A 17,537-nucleotide genomic window follows, 5' to 3' on the forward strand; every position below is an offset into this window, starting at 1 on the left:
TGGATCAATGATTGATTCACCGGACACGCCCTAGAAAAAAGGGTATGAGGGAGGAGGTAAAAACATTTGGACCCAAAAAGACTATTTTCAGCCATTATAAAAGGGGAAAAGGTAAGCCTTTCAATAATGTAGAAAAGTGAAGGGATGGAAATTAACCGATGAATATTCACGATGAGATGAGTATAGTGTTGAACGCATTATCGCTATTGAACAGGAAAAGTAAAAAAGAAATACTTACCCAAGAAGAAATAAAAGAACAAGAGGAGAATTTGTTGGATTTTGAGAAGAAAATGAAAAAGATAGAGGAAGTAATCAATCAATTGAGGTCAGCTGACAGCAGAGATGTGCAATCGGTTACCGATTTACTTCATGAGTTACATTTTTTATTTGAGGAATACCTCTGGCAAATCGATGAAATTCATACCTTGGTTAAGAAAATGTTTTATTACGAAGATTACAATCAACCTGATGAATGATGATTAAGGACCACTAGAAAAAAATCCATCATCGTTGTAATGGATGAAAATGTAGAAGAGCGAAATTTTCCAAGACGGCTGACTCAGGAGAAAATGAACGCAAATCGCAAGAAAATACGGATCAACCATTATAGACGCTGTCCGGATAGAGGAGTGGATACTCCGATAAAAGTCAGACTGGCTGATATGATCATGGCAGTGAACATGTGGGGAAACAAAACAAAGAAACAGGGGACTTGAAAATGGTGATTTGTCCTTTTTGTGATCAAGGAGTAGTCTATAAAGCAAAAGTAAGGGAATTCAGTGAAGAAATATATATATGTGGTGAGTGTGATACTGTTTGGGAATCAAGTGACTTAAGTGAAGAAAAATGTACAAGGTTTGATGTTTATATGAATAAAAGAGGTCGTGAAGGTGTATGGTCAGAGTTGACGGATTTAAACCATATCTGGAGGAATGGGTCTATATAGACTGAAGTCTGTTTTATTAATAGCCTCAGAGGATCAACTGTAGAAACATTATTGTTGCTCGCCGGAGAGACGGTTATCAGTCAGATGAGAGGAGCCATTGAGTGAAGGTGAATGTTGAATGGTGCAGGAGAGATCAAAATATGGTCCCAAAAATCCCGTATTTTTTTGGTTATGTGATATTGAAATCCAACTTATCGATTGAAGAAGTGGGGAACATTTTATCAGATCGATTGTTTGGAGGACTTCCTTTCGGAGGAAAGGAACAATGCCTATATGAAGAGGTTCCGGCAATTTTTATTGAGCCGTTTATTCTCGGCTTTAACATCATATTAAGTGGCTACGGTGGATTTGGTGAAGATGAGGGATATGTATTGGAAACACGACAGGATAAAAAATTTTCGATCGATTATGTTCAATCTTCTCATTATAGATTAGATGAATACCTTTATTTACTGGTAAAAGACGCTCTAAAAGACATCAGTGAAATCGTGGTGGAAAGGGCAGTATATGAAGAATAATAGACTGGGTGACCGGAGGCTGGCAATGGTGACATTGTTTGAAGAATGCATACATGCATTGGGGGAAAATTGCAAAGTACTTTCCAAAGAGGAAACCAATCGTTTATTCTCCAAACTTGGAGAGAAGTTTCCTTTTACTTCTTGGGGGCGGATTGATTGGGAAAAAGTAGATAATCGATTGTATTTGGCATCCAGTGATGAGATAATAAGATACTTCAAAAGAGAAACGAATCCATTCAATGGCATTGTATATATCATATGGGATGAAGCCGCGTTACCTGCTGTAAAAAGTGATTTGCAAACGATACTTCAGGTAATTGATGATGTTACTGCCGTGAGTTTTGACACATGGCTCTATTGTCCTTCTGACGAGTATGTAATAGAGTTTTACCATGAAGGAGAAATCGTTTTGGGAATGAGGTAAGTATATTTTCTCGACGATTCACTTCTCAGTTTGATTGGACAGGAAAATCACTCGCATTGAGGGATGCCAATTGTTTGTCAGGTTGTTTGCTGAATGCGGCAATCAAGAGTCCGCTTTGGAAATATACCGGGATGTCATGGACGGTCTGAAAGAAGAAGTGATAAAGGAAAAGATAATCAGTGTCAAGCCGTACTGGAAAATGAACGGCATTTATGTGGTTGAAGCTGAGCTGGATTTCAAAAATGGTTTGAGCGAAGAAAAATGTCATGCTTTTTTGACATCTATTGCTGATCAATGGCTGTGTTTTGGCGATCCGCCCAATGAAGTTTTGGCTTCAGTGACGACGGAAGGATGCAGCTACATGAAGAAGGGCGTGTATTTGATCAATATCCATTTCAGTGCGGAAGGATAAAGGAGCACGATGAATGCATTTCCCGGTATCGTGGTAAATGACGGACGAGAAAAGTTTCTTATTCACACATTCAAGCAAAAGTTCGTGGATGAGACTTTGCTTCCTCAAAGAATCCTGTTTTGGAATTCCTTTCAATACAATCCTCAAAGACTGACTTTGGATGATGCGAAACAATTATCACTGTATGACGCTCATGATTTATTCTTTTACAATGAACGGAACAAAAAAATTTACACAGCGGTCGATTACGGCTCACTTATCCGTTATATGGAGAACCTGGAGCCTTGGGAAGAGGTTGATGGGATCCTTTTTGATAAGGAACTGAACTGGGTTTTGGCGTTCACACAGGAAGATGTTTTGTTAGCTGTCGGGCTGGATCATGTGAAATAAATGGGTTTAGCTGTCATCTTCACTGTTCAAGCCTGTGACGGTTTGTATACACAATCAATCCGGCATTTGTTGAGGCCGGTTCTGTTGTTTGAGTTGAACGTTCTAGATTAAAGGAAGTGAATATGTGGTTGTCTTTGGCGACAAGTATCATTTTGCACTTGGTTACAAATTAAAAAACAACCCATTTGGAGAAAAGGGATTGGTAGGAGAATCCTGGGGTCAATTTGAAATGTGGGTGGATGGAGCGGATATTTGTAAATACATGAGAAATCGCGAAAGAAAGAAATATGAATGGAATTTAATCTACATCATGGCGTGGTTGAATGACCATTTGGAACATATTCTTGATGAGGACCCATTCCCTTTACCTGTAAAAGGAAAACATGCGATTGAGTTACTGAAGCACAGTCAAGAATTTGATTCCGACGATGATGAAGAGTTTGATCATGGTATGACAAAAAGCAGGAATGGGAGTTTAAACACTCCTGGTTTTCCTGTAGAGCGGGTTTCTATTTGCCTTACGTATGTTTTAGAAAGGTTCATGACCAAATCGAAATAGCCTGGGACAACAATGATCTGTATGATGACGTTGTTTTTTTACAAAAAGAGGGAGTAAAATATGTAGAGATCAACTTCTTTAAACAAATATCATGTAACATGGTTATTGATTTCGCAAACAACATGCTGACAAAATTCCCGGGGGATTTAAAGCTCACTGACGTCATTGCGAATATGAAAGCAATTTTAAACAAATAGCGATGCGCTTCACTGTAAACCAAATAACCTTTTTACTAAATTTAACCAATTTGGTGCACGTGGTGGTTGCGACAGATGATGCACATAGGAGGGGCTGACCTGGCCGCCCAACTGAATGCGCGCGTCATGCGCAGCGAAGGAACGGAACAGCTGGAAATTCTCGAGGTCGGATGTGGAATGAGTTTGAAGCTTTATGTTCCGCTAACGATGGTTTGTTAATAGCCCTCAACTGATTATGATCCGAAAGGGGCAAGAAGTTTGGATTGAAAAATCGATTGCAAAAACGGGGGAGTACAGTGAACCTAGCAACTTTATTTGTCAAAGAAAAGAAAGAGTTTGATGAATTAAGACGAATGGCAAATGATGTATTTTATTTGGAACGAAGATTGCCTGAGCAAGTATTTCGAGAACAATTCCATCATTATTTGTTTGAACAATTTGATTGGGCAATGTGTGATGAATTTTGGAATGTAATCCAACAATTAGCCGAAGAAACGAAAGATGACTTTGTGCTGACTGCGGTATTGGATCCTGATCCAGTAGGATATTATTACAAAACGTTTCATTACTATAATTGGATAAAGATACCTGTTGCGTTATCATCTGATGAATATTTTGCAGTTCTAGAATCAGGGCCGGAGGAAAGTCCGGCCGATGCAGTGCTGTACAATTCTTATACTGTTATTTGGCTGTCCCCATCTATGAAGTGGGCCATATGGGGAGAAAGAAACGACGGGATATGTGTTTTGGGATTGCAGGATACAAGTGTTGGTAACGACTTATTGCCTTTTTTAAAAACTTGGCGTCCCATTGATGAAACAGTTTTATCGTGGATTGCGCTTCATTATGTGGATCAAAAACTTCCACAAGAAATTGCTGACACTCTGGTCCTGAATTATTCTAATGGCTAGAAATTCAATCAAAGCATATTGCCTCGATCTATTTCACTTTTGAGGCAAAGTCAAGGAGTACTTTCGTGTATTCATCCGGCTTTTCAAAGTGGACAAGGTGACCTGAATCGACTTCGACAACTTCCACGCCTTTCAGCAGTGATTTTACCTTTGCCACATCTTGATCATCCATTGCCGCCATCAGCACGCCATTTTCGTCGTAGTACGAGCCATAATGGTTGTACCAATAATTCGTATGGATCAGCACTGCTGGAACTTTGATAGCCGCAAGGCTGGCTTCGGTATCAAAGCCTTTATACCACGAGTTGTCATACCACACGGCACCAAATGCCGGGTCGTAATGCGCCAGGCCTTGAAAATAGATATTTACGCTCGGCGGCAGGAAAAAGATCTCAAGGGGTTGGCCCGGATGCTTGTGAATATAATCGACCGAATAGTCAATGATACTTTGCTTCAGGCCACCAAAGAACGCAAAGTATTGCTGTTCTGGACATAGTATTTCTGAAAGTTCATCTCTTGTTTTTGTGAAACAAAGTCATGCGTCACCCTGGCGAGGTCACCGCCGGCCGTTTTCTTGGCGCGCGGCATGATCGAAGAGAAGTAGGGTGGATCTTCAAGCACCACGCCCTTTACAAGCTCTGGTCGGTTGGCGGCAATCCATGTCGTAATGAGGGCGCCCGATGAATGGCCCGAAACAACCGCCGGTTCTTTGATGACTTGTTCCATAAATTCAGCAATGAGCGCACCTACACGAACGTTCGTATACTCACTCTTCGGCAAACGGGCCGACTTGCCATGGCCGTAAACATCAACAACAAACACGTGATACTTCTTTGAAATCTCGGGCAGTACCTTCATATAGTCTTGCCACTTAGAGCCTTGGCCATGGATGAGGAGCAGGGGAACGCCGTTATCTGGCCCTTCGGCGTAATTCGTTTTATATCCCTGGATCGTCACCTGCTTCTCAGTAAAGCCGGCTTGTTTCACCTTTTCCATGCCGGACTTGTAGTACGTCAGATTCTGATTCATGTAGCCGGCGAGAATAAACGCCACAAGCAGAACAAATACAATAACAACCCACATCATGATTCGTAAAACCTTTTTCTTTTTTGATAGTTGCTTTGCTGGTGTTTTGGGTGCTTGCTTCTTTACCTGTTGAGGCACTGCCACTCATCCTTTTGTGAATATGTTTACAGTTGATCATACCGTAATGGGAATCACGGAGCAACACGGTCAGTGCAGGAAAGACTCTATCCTCCATTTTTTGGATCAAACGTACGGTGAAAGGATCGAAATCGACAGATGAACATTCACGATGAAATGAGGATAGTGTTGGGTCCATTAACGAAATTAAACAGGAAAAGTAAAAATGAAATACTCACTCAAGAGGAAATAAAAGAGCAAGAGGAAAATTTGTTGGAATTCGAGGAAAAAATGAAAAAGATAGAGGAAGTAATCAATCAATTGAGGTTAACTGACAGCAGAGATGTGGAATCGGTAATCGTAATGGATGCGAACGGCCGACTCAGGAGAAAATGCGCAATGGAACCGAATCAGAATTCTGATGATGGTTTCTTTTGTTGAGTACCAACATACTCTGCCATTGGTTTTCCCATACTGCTGCCATGGTATTGCCCATCTGCAAGTCCGTATAGAGGGCTGGATGGCTGCCAAATACGTGGATGACGTTTTCCGTTACGGTAAGGGATATGTGAACAAATCTGGACCGTAAATCAAAGAAGGCGGCGTGCGGTGTTCGAGATTTTCTCCAAAGAGGGAAACTGAACGGAGGTGACGAAGCGGCTTAAAGCTTATTTACTCAATGAAGTGAAGTTCAACAAAGTTGAAGTAGAGGAAAGGAAAAATCGATTGCTCATATGCCTGATGGACAACGAATCGTATACAGATCCATTTCTTCATCAGATGGTATTCTTTTTGCTCGTGATTCTTCTTTGGGACTGATGGATTTTTGGCTGGGGAAAGATGTTTCATGGTTATATCAACCAGATCAAATTGCCGAACTATATATGATAGATAAATCAAACATACAAGAAGTTTCCAGGGAAGAACGGAGTCTATCTTAAAGCAGGGGGATTTGGATCAGTATCTAAAAGGGTTTTAGGGGATGCACTCCGGTTACATTTAATATTTAAGGAATACTTTTGGCCAATTGATGAAATTCATACTCGGTTAAGAAAATGGCTGGACATTACAGAGACTGCAATTGAAATAACCCAATTCGATCATATCCAACATCGGGAGCCTGCACATCCTGTCCAATCATCTCACCGTTTGTATCGCAGATTGAGGTGCACATATGAAAGCAGAAGTTAAAAGAATATATTCTCCGGACGTATTGGATCTGAAATCCTATACACCGCAGGATCGTGAGTGTTTTGCATTACAATTGCAGGTAATGGTGGGGCCAAAGGGAATGGAGGGGGAAGAATCGTTTGATCTCACGGTTTGTACACCCAAATGGTTGTTAAAGCAATATAACAGGGATGACATTGTCGTAGGAAGACACCATATCATTGTATTTGAATATCATTATCATAAAATGATAGACTTTATCAAACGGTTAATAGAAAGTTGTGAAGGGGATGATTGGGAAGAAGTGGCTCAGAAAGTGTCTCGATATGGAATGTGGGAATTTGAAGATTATACAGGGATCTGATCGGAGAGGTGAATCGTGTCTGTATCAGCCTCCATTGATATTCACTTGGTTAGCCGAAATGGGGAACGCATGTCCACAGTAAAAGTAGTTCAAACACTGCTGGATGATGGATGGACATTGGATGATCATGGGCAGGTTTCTTATTTGCCCGTTGGTGATCGTGATGATTTTGATTTTGATCTGTCAATCTGTCCATTAATCGGAAATGTATCGATAGAAGTGAAGACATTGGAGCGATTACAGACGTGAATTGGTATCTCATCAGATTATTGCCGGCCTTTCAGCGAAACGGTTTACTTGTTCAGTCATTTTCCTATGAGGAACATGTCTGAACGGATGTACCCGTTTCCCCCTTTCGTCGATAAAGAGCGCAACGCCTCTTCCAAGGGTCACCGCATCGGCTGCTTTGACGCCAAGGCTGTTCTGACACGGTGTGAAAAAACGGAAGATCGGTTGGAAAGAACGGTTATGCGCGATGCATCCCATTGTCGTCAGTAGGTCTGTCAAAGGGGTCAATAAATTGGAAGTCAAACTGGAAGATGTAATAACCGCCATTCACATGTTGGTGGACAAAGCCAAGAAACAGGGGATTTCCGCTGTGGAACTGAACGATTACTATTGGTCGGTCGCGGCGGATGAAAGAGAAAATGTCACAGTACCGGATGAACCCTCACTCGTTGTCGGGTCATTGGTCGACGATTGGGAAAGTATCCTGAAAATGATCAATGGTCAAAACCCTCCCTCCATCGTCGATTTCGAAAGGTTGGGAAACGTATTGATTTCGATGGCGAGGCAATCCATCATTCGCATAAGCCATACTAAGGATGTGTCCGAACGAGAGCATGTCTGGTGAATACCGTTCCCATGTGTTCCCGGCTCGCTTCGCCTGCGCCTTGCAAGGAAACAAATCATGACCGCTCTGATCCGTAAGCGCTGGTCGCGGGCAAGAACGTTTCACCTGGAGAATTGCCCGCGATTTTATCCTGTGCTGTCGGGTGAGCCTGTTTCCTCTCGATTCTGAAACGAATACCAAGCCACAGACGTTCCCCCGGCGGTGTCCCGGCAGGGAGTTGCTGACAAAACGGTTGAATCTCGCGTGGTTTCGGGGAGCGTCCTGATTTCCCTTCAAGCGACTCCGGCTGTTGCTATGGGGAAATCGAGTCTCGCGTTGTTATCGACTTACCAGCGGCAGCACCGCTGGTTTTTTAATGGTGACGCTGCGTTTTCCTGCCGTGATCAGTCGATTTTAGGCAGATTTAAGATTGATCTTCGGCTCATTTTGGAGTGAGATGATAGCATTCCCCATGAAACAACAATGGGGAGTGAGATTGGTGACCGAGATGATCATTCAAACCCATCAGCTGACCAAGCAATATGGAAAACGCTATTCTGTCAGGGACCTGGACTTAAGGGTGGCAAAAGGCGAAGTGTACGGTTTTTTGGGACCAAACGGCGCCGGCAAGACAACGACGATCAAGATGTTGCTCGGTTTGGTCAAACCGACCAGGGGGAGTGTGCAGATTTTTGGACGGGACGTGTCAGAGGATCGAAAAAATATTCTCCGACATGTTGGAGCGCTTGTTGAATCCCCCACTTATTACGGACATTTGTCCGGATATGAGAATCTGAAAATCATCGCACAAGTGTTGGGCTTGCCCAGAAAAAACATTGAAGAAGCGTTGCACTTGGTCCGTCTCACCCATGATGCTGACCGGCAAGTGAAAAGTTACTCCCTGGGCATGAAACAGCGGCTTGGGATTGCAGCAGCCCTGATCGGGAAACCCAAACTCCTGATTCTGGATGAGCCGACCAATGGTCTTGACCCTGCGGGGATCAGAGAGATACGCGAGCTGATCAAACGTTTGGCCGAGGAACGGGGTGTCACGATCCTGATCTCCAGTCACCTTTTATCGGAGATCGAACAAACGGCCACTTCCGTCGGCATTATTTTTCAGGGACGATTGATTTTCCAGGATACGTTGCAAGCATTAAAGCAGCGGGCCAAAGGTCGGCTGGAATTCGAAGTGAGCAATCCCGAGGTAGCGAAACACCATCTGGAACAATTGGGATGGAACCCTTATCTGGACGGGGATCGGATTTGTTTTCACACCATGCCGCGGGAAAAAGTGGCACGGCTGGTCGAGACCCTGGTTCACGGCCGCTTTTCCGTGTACGGCATGAACAAGATCAACCAGTCGCTTGAGAACATTTTCATCGAGTTGACAGGAAAGGAACAAAGCTTATGATACGCGTGCTCATATCCGATGCTCGGAAGATCAAAGGAACCTGGATTCCCTGGCTTTTGCTCATTGCTCCCTTTGCTTTTTGCGGTATACAGGTGGTAAACTATCTCACCCGTTTGGAGTTGCTTCAACCCCTCGGCTGGATGGGTCTGATGGCGTGGACCAATTATTTTTGGCCGGTGACCCTCATACTCGGCATTACCATCTTGGCGTCCATGCTTTCCGGTCTGGAACATGATGCAAAAGCTTGGAAACTGATACTTTCTCTGCCGATCAATCGATTGACCCCCTTTTTCAGCAAGTTTCTCTTGCTCTTTTACAGCTTGACGATCTTCGTATGCCTCACCTTTGTGGGATTGGTCATCGTCGGCAATGTGTTTGATTTGGGTCCAACCCATTGGTCACTTGTCGCCCGACAGATGTTTTATCCGTTTTTTGCGTCGATGCCGGTCATGGTACTGCAACTCTGGCTCTCCATGATCATTCGGAATCAGGCGATTCCGCTGACCGTCGGTATTGTCGGCGCCACGCTCAGCCTGTTCCTGGCGTATTCGCCCCCGTTGGTTTTAAAGCTGTTCCCGTGGGCATATGTCCCGCTGGCATCCCCGGTCAATGAAGGAAGCTATGTTCAATGGCCTTTGGTGGGGACAATGTTAGGATTTTTATTACTCATAGCGGGAGGACTTCATTTTTCAAAGCGTGAAATATAACATGGAGGATCAACACAATGAATATCCCAATATCAATTCGATATTTTTATACGGAACTGTATAAATTGCGTTGGTCGATGATCGCATTGATTATTTTTCTCGGTCCTGCCATATCCCTGTGGATCGGTTTCGGCGTTCCGACAAAAATGGATCAAGCGGCCAATGATTGGTTGTGGTTCTTCAGTTTGACCGTACACAAGTATGCGATGTTCTTCTATCCCCTGATTGTGGGTGTATTTGCGGCGTTGGTCTGCAGATACGAACACATCGGGAACGGTTGGAAGCAGATTTTTTGCCTGCCGGTTTCCCGGTTTCAGGTTTATCTCACCAAACTGAGCATTGTCGCTTTCCTTACCTTCATGACGCAAATCTGTTTGCTCATCGGCTTTTTGCTCATCGGGTGGTTACATGGTTTACAAGATGCCATTCCCTGGATGACGCTGATCACCAAAGTGGTCAATGGCTGGCTGGCATCTCTGCCACTGATGACGTTGATGCTGGGGTGCTCCCTGCTTTGGAAAAACTTCGCCACTCCATTTACGTTGAACGTCGTTTTCACGGTTCCTTCCATGATTTTTACGGGGGCGGCGTTGCTCGGTTCGTGGTATCCGTGGTCCCAACCCTTTCTGGCCATGATGCCGAAGCATAAATGGGTGAATCACATTGACCCTTTCTATCTTTTCATCGGGATCCTGGTGACGTTTTGTGTCTTCATCTTGTCCACAAGCCGTTTTTTTGTCAAACGTGATTGGTAAGTAAAAAACAAATTTCATTCCGAAGGCGTGTCTGATTGGATCAGCGCGCCTTCCTATTGGAGGTCTGGTATGAATCAGATATTATTGATGACCAACAATCTGAAGATGGTGAAATTGGTAAGGAAATATCTATCAAATAATAAAATCAAGTTGGACCGGATTTCCCCTTGTGATATGCATAAGGCCTTGAAACAGCCGGATCAATATTTGGCCATTCTGATCGACACATGCGGTCTCGACCCCAAGTCATTGGAATCCGTCATCGTTACCAATCAGAAGCACGGCGTCCCCTTTATACTGTTAAACGGATCACAGGATAATGTAAAACGAACATTGAGCCTGTTTCATGATTTGTATCACGCTTCTTTGATGAAAGCCAAGCTGGAGAACGACTCAAAAATCATGTTAAATCGATATGTTGTTTTTGATCTGAAAAAACATCTTGTGATCAACAGAAACCAGGTGATCCCTCTGCCAAGCGTTGAATATAAGCTGTTAAAGGCTCTTTGTGAGAAATCACCCGGTTATTTGAGCACTCAACAACTGCTGGATATCGTATGGGGAGAAAATAAATTTGTGAATGTGGATACGGTATACGTACATATTCGCCGGTTGAGGCAAAAAATAGAAATCACTCCTGACAACCCCAGAATCTTGATTAACCGAAAAGGGGTGGGATATCGAATCAAAAGTGATTTTGACCACATCAACCAGGAAGAAAGCCATTGGGCAGAACAAATTTCTCAAAATAAATTCAGCCAGGGAGAGATCGAGGTTGGATCAGGCAACACTTTTACTGGTCGATGATGAGCGGGATATATTGGAATTACTGACCAAAACCTTGCGCTCCGAAGGCTTCCGAACGATTCTCACCGCCACTTCGGGATATGAGGCGATTCGGTTATGCGCGGAACACCGGCCGGATCTCATTATACTCGATGTGATGTTACCGGATCTGGAAGGCTATGAGGTATGCAAAAAGCTGCGCGAATGGACACATGCCCCCATCTTTTTTCTTACGGCACGGACAACCGACCTTGATAAGCTGACCGGCTATAACATGGGGGGAGATGACTATATTGAGAAGCCTTTTAACCCTCTGGTGATCGCCGCCAAAATTAAAGCACAGTTGAAAAGAGACCGGATGATGAAACAATCCTCCCCCGATTTTCCTTCCGTTTACGACTTTGGCGATTTTCAATTGATCGAACACACGGGGCAATTGTTGGTCAATGGAGAGGAAATCCCTTGCACGGCCAAGGAATTCAAGCTTCTCGCTTTTCTTTGCAAACACCCTTACCAGATTTTCAGCATGGGACAGTTGTACCGACAGGTATGGGGCGAGGAAAGTTTCGGTTATGAGAATACGGTCATGGTTCATATCGGGCAAATTCGAAAAAAGATCGAACCCAACCCCCGAAAGCCGAAATATATTATCACCATCCGTGGATTGGGCTACAAATTTGTCGGAAAACGGAGGCTTTCAAATGAAGCTGGAAACCCGCCTCATGATTAAATTTCTCACCGGTGTGTGTTTTCTGGCCCTGTTACTCACGGGATCATTGATTTTGATTTATTCATTTGCTTATACGTTGAGGGAGGAAAAACATAGAACAGTTACTCCGGAAGATTTGAAAAAGTGGTGTCGGCCACGAAAATCAACGAAGGAAAGCTTGATCTGAATCCGCAAATGAAACGACAAATGACCCAAAGGGACGAATGGGTTCAGATATTGGATGAGAGCGGAAGAGAAGTTTTTCGCTACAATACCCCAAACGGTATTCCACACGTTTTCTCACCGAGTGAATTGGTTCTTTACAAACAACATGTGGAGCAGGTCGGAACCGATATACATACTTGGTATCAAACCGTCAACGGAAAAGAATATACTTGGATTCTGGGACGGAAAAACCCATACGCCCTGTTGCAGCAGATCAAACGGCAGACACGGAGCAAAGATGGCTACATATTCATACCGCCGCGGTTATTGTCCGAAGTGAGGCAACGGGGCGGATGGATTCAAATCCTCGATCACCAAGGAAAAGAAATCTACCAATACGCCAGACCGCAAGATGCCAAAAAGCGTTATTCACTTGGGGAGTTTGCCCGTATTTCGCAACGCGGTTCTTCCTTCCGTTTTCTGACCGGAGAATTACAGGGTCAACACGTGACCTGGGTTTACCATCCTGCAGAAGTGGAGTCGGGTGAAGAGAGAACAGAATCTATCAACCGATTGTTCTTTTTTTGTGCTGTACTTTCAGCTGTAGGAATCTTTGCTCTTTTTGCCTATCGCTTCGGAAAAAGATTGGGGGAACCTTTACTGTTTATGATGGATTGGCTGAGAAACCTTTCCAACGGGGTCTATCGCATGCCCAGTCGCCAATCCGATGTTAAGTTCCCTCATTCCGGCAAGTCAAAAAAGACGTTTGCGCTTTATCAAGAGGTCATTCAAGCATTGGAACAGCTGACTGACAGGTTAAAAGAAGTGGAAGAGAAACGGAAACAGCTGGAGCAATCAAGGGAAGAGTGGTTGGCCGGTGTGACTCACGACCTGAAGACGCCATTGTCGGCAATCAAGGGTTACGCCGATCTTTACATGAGTCCGGGATATCAGTGGTCTGAACAGGAAATGGAAGATTATCTGCAGTTGGTCGTCCGGAAAACCGAGTATATTCAACAGCTGATCGATGACATGAGCCTGACGTTTCGAATCAAAAATCATGCATTGCCGTTGCAGCTGACTGCCTGCGATATGAAAGAGATGATCCGCCTGACCGCAGCTGAAGTGATTAGTGAGTCTTGCGTGGAGAACCCCCTGATCCGGTTGGATCTTCCTGCCGATACCACTGTGATGTATCCCATTGATGCCAAGTGGTTTAAACGTGCATTGGTGAACCTGTTGATGAATGCATGGATTCATAATCCGCCTGATACCGAGATTACCATCCAACTGGAGATAGAAAAGCCGTCGATTCAACATGATTATCCGGCACTGCGTATCGTGATAGCGGATAATGGAAAGGGCATGGATGAAAAAACATTGGCTTCATTGTTTGACCGGTACTATCGGGGGACAGATACGGATGGTCCCCCCAACGGAACAGGATTGGGGATGGCCATTGCCAAACAGCTGATTGAATTGCATCACGGCAACATCTCTGTGAGCAGCAAGCTCCATCACGGAACCACCATTACGATCCGTTTGCCTGCCAGGAATAAATGAAATGCAAGTATGCAAATCAGAATTATAGTTTCTTCCATTCCTTACAGATAATTTAGATTATGTTAAGAGATAGTTCAAGAAAAAAATAGGTAGAAAAGTATAATAGAATTTGTATTAACGTTAATACAATTAAAAAAATGGGAGGGATTGAGATGCCGGACAAGTTCGACCTTGATCTGCAAAGTGTTGAGGTCAAACAGATTGAAACAATGGATGGTTCTGGCTGGATCTGTACCCGAGGTTGCGATGAAGGCACCTTCGAAAGTTGGTGCTGTTAATCTAAAGTGCTAAAAGTTCCAAGGGGGGCAACCCCCTTGGAACGCTTTTCACACTGATATGGAGGGACTTTCCGTATGTACGAACCCATCCATACATTTATGCTACGTACACCGGTATGGCCTGCGGATAAGTTTCAGCAATTGCAGTGTGCAGGAGACTTACAAGCATCCTTGTTGAATGTGATGGACGACTGCTTTTTGGAGAGCATCGCGGTTGCGAGCCCTGCGTTATACAAGGATCTGCCTCATTTAAAAGGGGATTTAACACAACGAAAGACGCAACAGGTGGTGACAAGTGTTTTCAAATATGCTTCCAGAATGAGTACCAGACCGACCCCTTTTGGTTTATTTTCCGGTGTAACCGTGGGAGAACTCGGTGAATATACACAGGTTCATCTGCAAAGCACCCAACATCATAAGAAACGTGCCCGCCCTGACATGGAATGGTTGTTGACGATCATCGAAAAGCTGGAAGATATGGTTGAGGGACTTCAATATGTAAAGGTTCATGCAAACCCGCTCGTATTACGTGTGGGGGGAAGACTATACCTCTCTTATCACACAGAGTACGGAAAACAGACCAACGTGAAATCCAAGAGAGAAAAAATATCGATCAGGGCAAGCGAGCCGGTATTGGCAGCTTTGGACTTCAGTAAAGAACCTGTACTGTTTGCTGACTTGGTTGGCAAAATGGCACAACAGTATCCTGATGTTGAGGAGAAGCAAATCAGAGACTTCATTTTGCAATTGTTAAAACAGGAGTTTTTGATCAGCGATTTGCGCCCTCCATTGACCATAAAAAGTCCATTTCAATACATATTGGAGAAAATAAAGAGGAACCCTTTCTATCACGAGATTTATCATGATCTGTTGGAAATTGAACAATATATCAAACAATTGAATGAGACTGCCGTAGGAGAAGGAGTATCCATCTATCGAAAAGTGATTACTGAAATGAAAAGGATCAATGAAACCCAGTCCGTATTGCAAGTAGATTTGGCGCTTGCAAAAAGAAAAGCCGTGCTCAACAAAAAAGTTGCGGAAGAGGCAGCCAATGCGGCAACCATACTGTGGCGGATTGCCCAAACCCAGAAAGGGCTTCCCCATCTGAAAAGATACAAAAATCGGTTTCTCGAGCGTTACGGTAGAAACAGGGAAGTTCCGATCTTGGAGCTGTTGAGTGAAGAAACCGGACTGGGCCCTCCTGAGGAATATGATGCCGAGGCGAAAGGTGAAAATGAGGAACCGCGCAACAACGAGCGGGAACAAACATTGCTTCAATTGATGCAGACGGCATTGTTGCAAAAAAGCTATACCGTCAATCTGGACAACCACACGATCGAAAAGCTTGAGCCACCATCAATGGATGAATCGGATGCTCCCCTGACGATGGAGCTTTATGCGGAAGTGTTGGCGAACAGTGCCGAAGATATCGACAACGGTGACTTTACCCTTGTGATCGCTCCCAATCCCGGTTCAGGCTCAGCGGGACAGACATTCGGACGGTTTCTCGATATGCTCGACGATTCGGTTCGGGATAGTTTGGAGTCGGTTCATCGGGAACAAAGCAATACCCAACCAAATATCATCATGGCTGATTGCGTCTATTTTCCTTCCAAGGGAAGGGCCGCCAATGTATCGCTGGCTCCTGGTCTGCAGGAATATGAGCTGGTATTGGGCACCAACTGCGCCAATGACAAGAAGCAACTTTCATTGGATGATATTGTCGTGGGGGCTACGCTTGATCGCCTTTACCTGAAATCGGTTTCGCTTGGCAAGGAAGTGATCATCACCGCCAATAACATGCTGAATTTTCGGTCAGCACCTGCATTGTATCGATTTCTGCGTGAAGTTTCATTGGAAAACTTCCGTATTTGGCATTCATTTGACTGGGGGACATTAAGGAACTCTCCTTTTTTACCGAGAGTGCAGTATGGAAGAATCATTTTATCTCCCGCCAAGTGGAGATTATCCACTGAACTGTTGGGCGTTGGCAAAGAGGCGGCCGATGAGGAATGGGAGATTGCGTTGAAGCGCTGGAAAAAGGAGTGGATGGTCCCCCGCTACGTCTATCTGGGATCGACTGATCAACGGATTCTGTTTGATTTGGAGCATCCCGGGCAACGCAAGGAGTTAATGAAGGAATTGAAGAAAAAGGGAACCGTTCTTCTGAGTCATTTTTCCATGAGGATAACTGGTGGATTGAAGGGCCTGGCCAGAAACATTTTATTGGAGAGTTTGTTTTCCCGCTTAAGAAAAAAGATCTGAAACCCATCACATCACCCGTTTCGCCGTCGGTCAAAACATCCCCAAAGATCGACCGCCTGAAGCTTCCCGGCAGTGATTGTCTGTTTCTGAAATTGTATACGGCCAAAAGTCGTCAGAATGAACTGATTGCCGGCCCGCTTTCTCAGTTTACAAAAAAGATAAAAGAAGAGGGGTTGGCAGATCGATGGTTTTTCATGCGGTATGCAGATCCGGAAAGTCATCTGCGGGTGAGATTGTTTGGTAATCCGGACCGATTGATTACCAAGGTGTTGCCTAAGGTCCACCAATGGTCCCGATGGTGCGTAACGGAGGGGCTTCTCAAAAAGTTGACGATCGATACCTACGACCCCGAATGGGAACGCTATGGCGGCCCTGATCTCATGCATCACGCCGAGAAAGTGTTTGAGGCAGACAGCATGCTCATCGCCAGTCTCATCGAACAGCTTCGGTATGGAAAAACCCATCTTCCCGAAGAAGTTGTGGCGTGCATCAACATGATCGATTTGATGAGGCAGTTTGGATTGGATTTTGATGAGCAATTCCGTTGGCTGGATCAAATTGTGAAAAAGGATGAACACCGTAAGGAGTTTCAGCAATGGAGAAAAATATTGGTCAAGCTCACGCTTGATGACAATGTATGGGAACCGTTTCCGGGAGCCGACAAAGAAGCGATAATGAAACTTGCAAGACAGAGGAAGACCGTGATTGATATTTTTTTGAAGGAACTGGAAAGTGTTCGTGATCAAGGGCTGCTTTGGAATCAACCAAATCATATTTTGGGCAGTCTGTTGCATATGACTTGCAATCGTTTGATGGGCGACAACAGTAAGGAATTGAAAGCAAGAGCCTTTGCCAGGCATACGCTTTACGACCAGCGATTTTTGCGGAAACGGGTTCCGGTTGGTGAATAACCCAAACAACAGGGGTAAGGAGTCAGTTTCTTACCCCGACTCCTGTACAAGTGAAGGAGCAAAAGCATGGATAAAAAAGAAGAATTACAGGAACGATCCTTTTCCCGCCTTGTTC

The 17,537-nt window shown here is 44.3% G+C and carries 23 protein-coding genes; 21 read left to right on the forward strand and 2 right to left on the reverse strand.

Translation table 11 applies throughout. The annotated features are described in order from the left end of the window. Positions 1-158: 158 nt before the first annotated feature. From JQC72_RS04495 to JQC72_RS04530, 8 genes are all read left to right on the forward strand, one after another. On the forward strand, positions 159-476 hold the full coding sequence (locus JQC72_RS04495) for a hypothetical protein (protein ID WP_205493262.1): 318 nt from the start codon (positions 159-161) through the stop codon (positions 474-476). A gap of 206 nt (positions 477-682) precedes the next feature. After that, entirely contained in the window at positions 683-946 is a 264-nt protein-coding gene (locus tag JQC72_RS04500) for a hypothetical protein (RefSeq protein ID WP_205493264.1), read from the forward strand. 101 nt (positions 947-1,047) lie between these two features. After that, a complete protein-coding gene (locus JQC72_RS04505; RefSeq protein ID WP_205493266.1) occupies positions 1,048-1,464 on the forward strand; it encodes a hypothetical protein in 417 nt (138 codons plus the stop codon). A 25-nt stretch (positions 1,465-1,489) separates the two neighbouring features. Then, positions 1,490-1,888, forward strand: coding sequence for a CDI toxin immunity protein (locus JQC72_RS04510; protein ID WP_205493267.1), 399 nt, complete (start codon positions 1,490-1,492; stop codon positions 1,886-1,888). Between the two features lie 136 nt (positions 1,889-2,024). Continuing rightward, complete coding sequence (locus JQC72_RS04515) at positions 2,025-2,300, forward strand: hypothetical protein (protein ID WP_205493268.1); 276 nt, start codon at positions 2,025-2,027, stop codon at positions 2,298-2,300. A gap of 9 nt (positions 2,301-2,309) precedes the next feature. After that, positions 2,310-2,690 (forward strand): hypothetical protein, encoded by a 381-nt coding sequence (locus tag JQC72_RS04520; RefSeq protein ID WP_205493269.1) that lies wholly within the window; start codon positions 2,310-2,312, stop codon positions 2,688-2,690. Between the two features lie 124 nt (positions 2,691-2,814). After that, positions 2,815-3,249: a hypothetical protein gene (locus tag JQC72_RS04525; RefSeq protein WP_205493270.1), complete on the forward strand. Its 435-nt coding sequence runs from the start codon at positions 2,815-2,817 to the stop codon at positions 3,247-3,249. Between the two features lie 493 nt (positions 3,250-3,742). Next, the gene (locus tag JQC72_RS04530) at positions 3,743-4,357 is read left to right on the forward strand and encodes a hypothetical protein (RefSeq protein ID WP_205493271.1); all 615 of its coding nucleotides are present in this window, start codon (positions 3,743-3,745) and stop codon (positions 4,355-4,357) included. Between the two features lie 28 nt (positions 4,358-4,385). Here JQC72_RS04530 and JQC72_RS04535 read toward each other — a convergent pair whose 3' ends face one another. After that, positions 4,386-4,676 carry an alpha/beta fold hydrolase gene (locus JQC72_RS04535; protein ID WP_205493273.1) on the reverse strand — a complete coding sequence of 97 codons (291 nt, stop codon included), beginning with the start codon at positions 4,674-4,676 and terminating at the stop codon, positions 4,386-4,388. A gap of 134 nt (positions 4,677-4,810) precedes the next feature. Next, on the reverse strand, positions 4,811-5,521 hold the full coding sequence (locus tag JQC72_RS04540) for an alpha/beta fold hydrolase (protein ID WP_205493275.1): 711 nt from the start codon (positions 5,519-5,521) through the stop codon (positions 4,811-4,813). Positions 5,522-5,689: 168 nt separating this feature from the next. Between JQC72_RS04540 and JQC72_RS04545 the strand changes: the two genes are divergently transcribed. The 13 genes from JQC72_RS04545 to JQC72_RS04600 all read left to right on the forward strand — a co-directional run bounded on the left by JQC72_RS04545 (position 5,690) and on the right by JQC72_RS04600 (position 17,422). Beyond that, complete coding sequence (locus JQC72_RS04545) at positions 5,690-5,941, forward strand: hypothetical protein (protein WP_205493277.1); 252 nt, start codon at positions 5,690-5,692, stop codon at positions 5,939-5,941. A gap of 733 nt (positions 5,942-6,674) precedes the next feature. Further along, complete coding sequence (locus JQC72_RS04550; RefSeq protein ID WP_205493279.1) at positions 6,675-7,034, forward strand: immunity 8 family protein; 360 nt, start codon at positions 6,675-6,677, stop codon at positions 7,032-7,034. Positions 7,035-7,049: 15 nt separating this feature from the next. After that, on the forward strand, positions 7,050-7,283 hold the full coding sequence (locus JQC72_RS04555) for a hypothetical protein (RefSeq protein ID WP_205493281.1): 234 nt from the start codon (positions 7,050-7,052) through the stop codon (positions 7,281-7,283). Between the two features lie 184 nt (positions 7,284-7,467). Beyond that, positions 7,468-7,887 carry a hypothetical protein gene (locus tag JQC72_RS04560; protein ID WP_205493283.1) on the forward strand — a complete coding sequence of 140 codons (420 nt, stop codon included), beginning with the start codon at positions 7,468-7,470 and terminating at the stop codon, positions 7,885-7,887. Positions 7,888-8,374: 487 nt separating this feature from the next. Then, positions 8,375-9,280 carry an ABC transporter ATP-binding protein gene (locus tag JQC72_RS04565; RefSeq protein WP_302104521.1) on the forward strand — a complete coding sequence of 302 codons (906 nt, stop codon included), beginning with the start codon at positions 8,375-8,377 and terminating at the stop codon, positions 9,278-9,280. After that, a complete protein-coding gene (locus JQC72_RS04570) occupies positions 9,277-9,987 on the forward strand; it encodes an ABC transporter permease (protein WP_205493287.1) in 711 nt (236 codons plus the stop codon). The genes JQC72_RS04565 and JQC72_RS04570 overlap by 4 nt, the downstream gene beginning before the upstream one ends. A gap of 17 nt (positions 9,988-10,004) precedes the next feature. After that, complete coding sequence (locus JQC72_RS04575; protein ID WP_205493289.1) at positions 10,005-10,742, forward strand: ABC transporter permease; 738 nt, start codon at positions 10,005-10,007, stop codon at positions 10,740-10,742. 69 nt (positions 10,743-10,811) lie between these two features. Then, entirely contained in the window at positions 10,812-11,549 is a 738-nt protein-coding gene (locus JQC72_RS04580) for a winged helix-turn-helix domain-containing protein (protein WP_205493291.1), read from the forward strand. Further along, positions 11,518-12,258 (forward strand): response regulator transcription factor, encoded by a 741-nt coding sequence (locus JQC72_RS04585; protein ID WP_205493293.1) that lies wholly within the window; start codon positions 11,518-11,520, stop codon positions 12,256-12,258. The genes JQC72_RS04580 and JQC72_RS04585 overlap by 32 nt, the downstream gene beginning before the upstream one ends. Positions 12,259-12,384: 126 nt before the next feature. Continuing rightward, positions 12,385-13,965: a sensor histidine kinase gene (locus JQC72_RS16710; RefSeq protein ID WP_205493295.1), complete on the forward strand. Its 1,581-nt coding sequence runs from the start codon at positions 12,385-12,387 to the stop codon at positions 13,963-13,965. 152 nt (positions 13,966-14,117) lie between these two features. Beyond that, complete coding sequence (locus JQC72_RS16425; RefSeq protein WP_302104504.1) at positions 14,118-14,243, forward strand: gallidermin family lantibiotic; 126 nt, start codon at positions 14,118-14,120, stop codon at positions 14,241-14,243. Positions 14,244-14,426: 183 nt separating this feature from the next. Continuing rightward, positions 14,427-16,511, forward strand: coding sequence for a lantibiotic dehydratase family protein (locus tag JQC72_RS04595; protein ID WP_302104523.1), 2,085 nt, complete (start codon positions 14,427-14,429; stop codon positions 16,509-16,511). Positions 16,512-16,603: 92 nt separating this feature from the next. Next, positions 16,604-17,422, forward strand: coding sequence for a thiopeptide-type bacteriocin biosynthesis protein (locus tag JQC72_RS04600; RefSeq protein ID WP_205493299.1), 819 nt, complete (start codon positions 16,604-16,606; stop codon positions 17,420-17,422). Positions 17,423-17,537: the final 115 nt, after the last annotated feature.

The organism is Polycladomyces zharkentensis, assembly GCF_016938855.1.
GTDB lineage: Bacteria > Bacillota > Bacilli > Thermoactinomycetales > JIR-001 > Polycladomyces > Polycladomyces zharkentensis.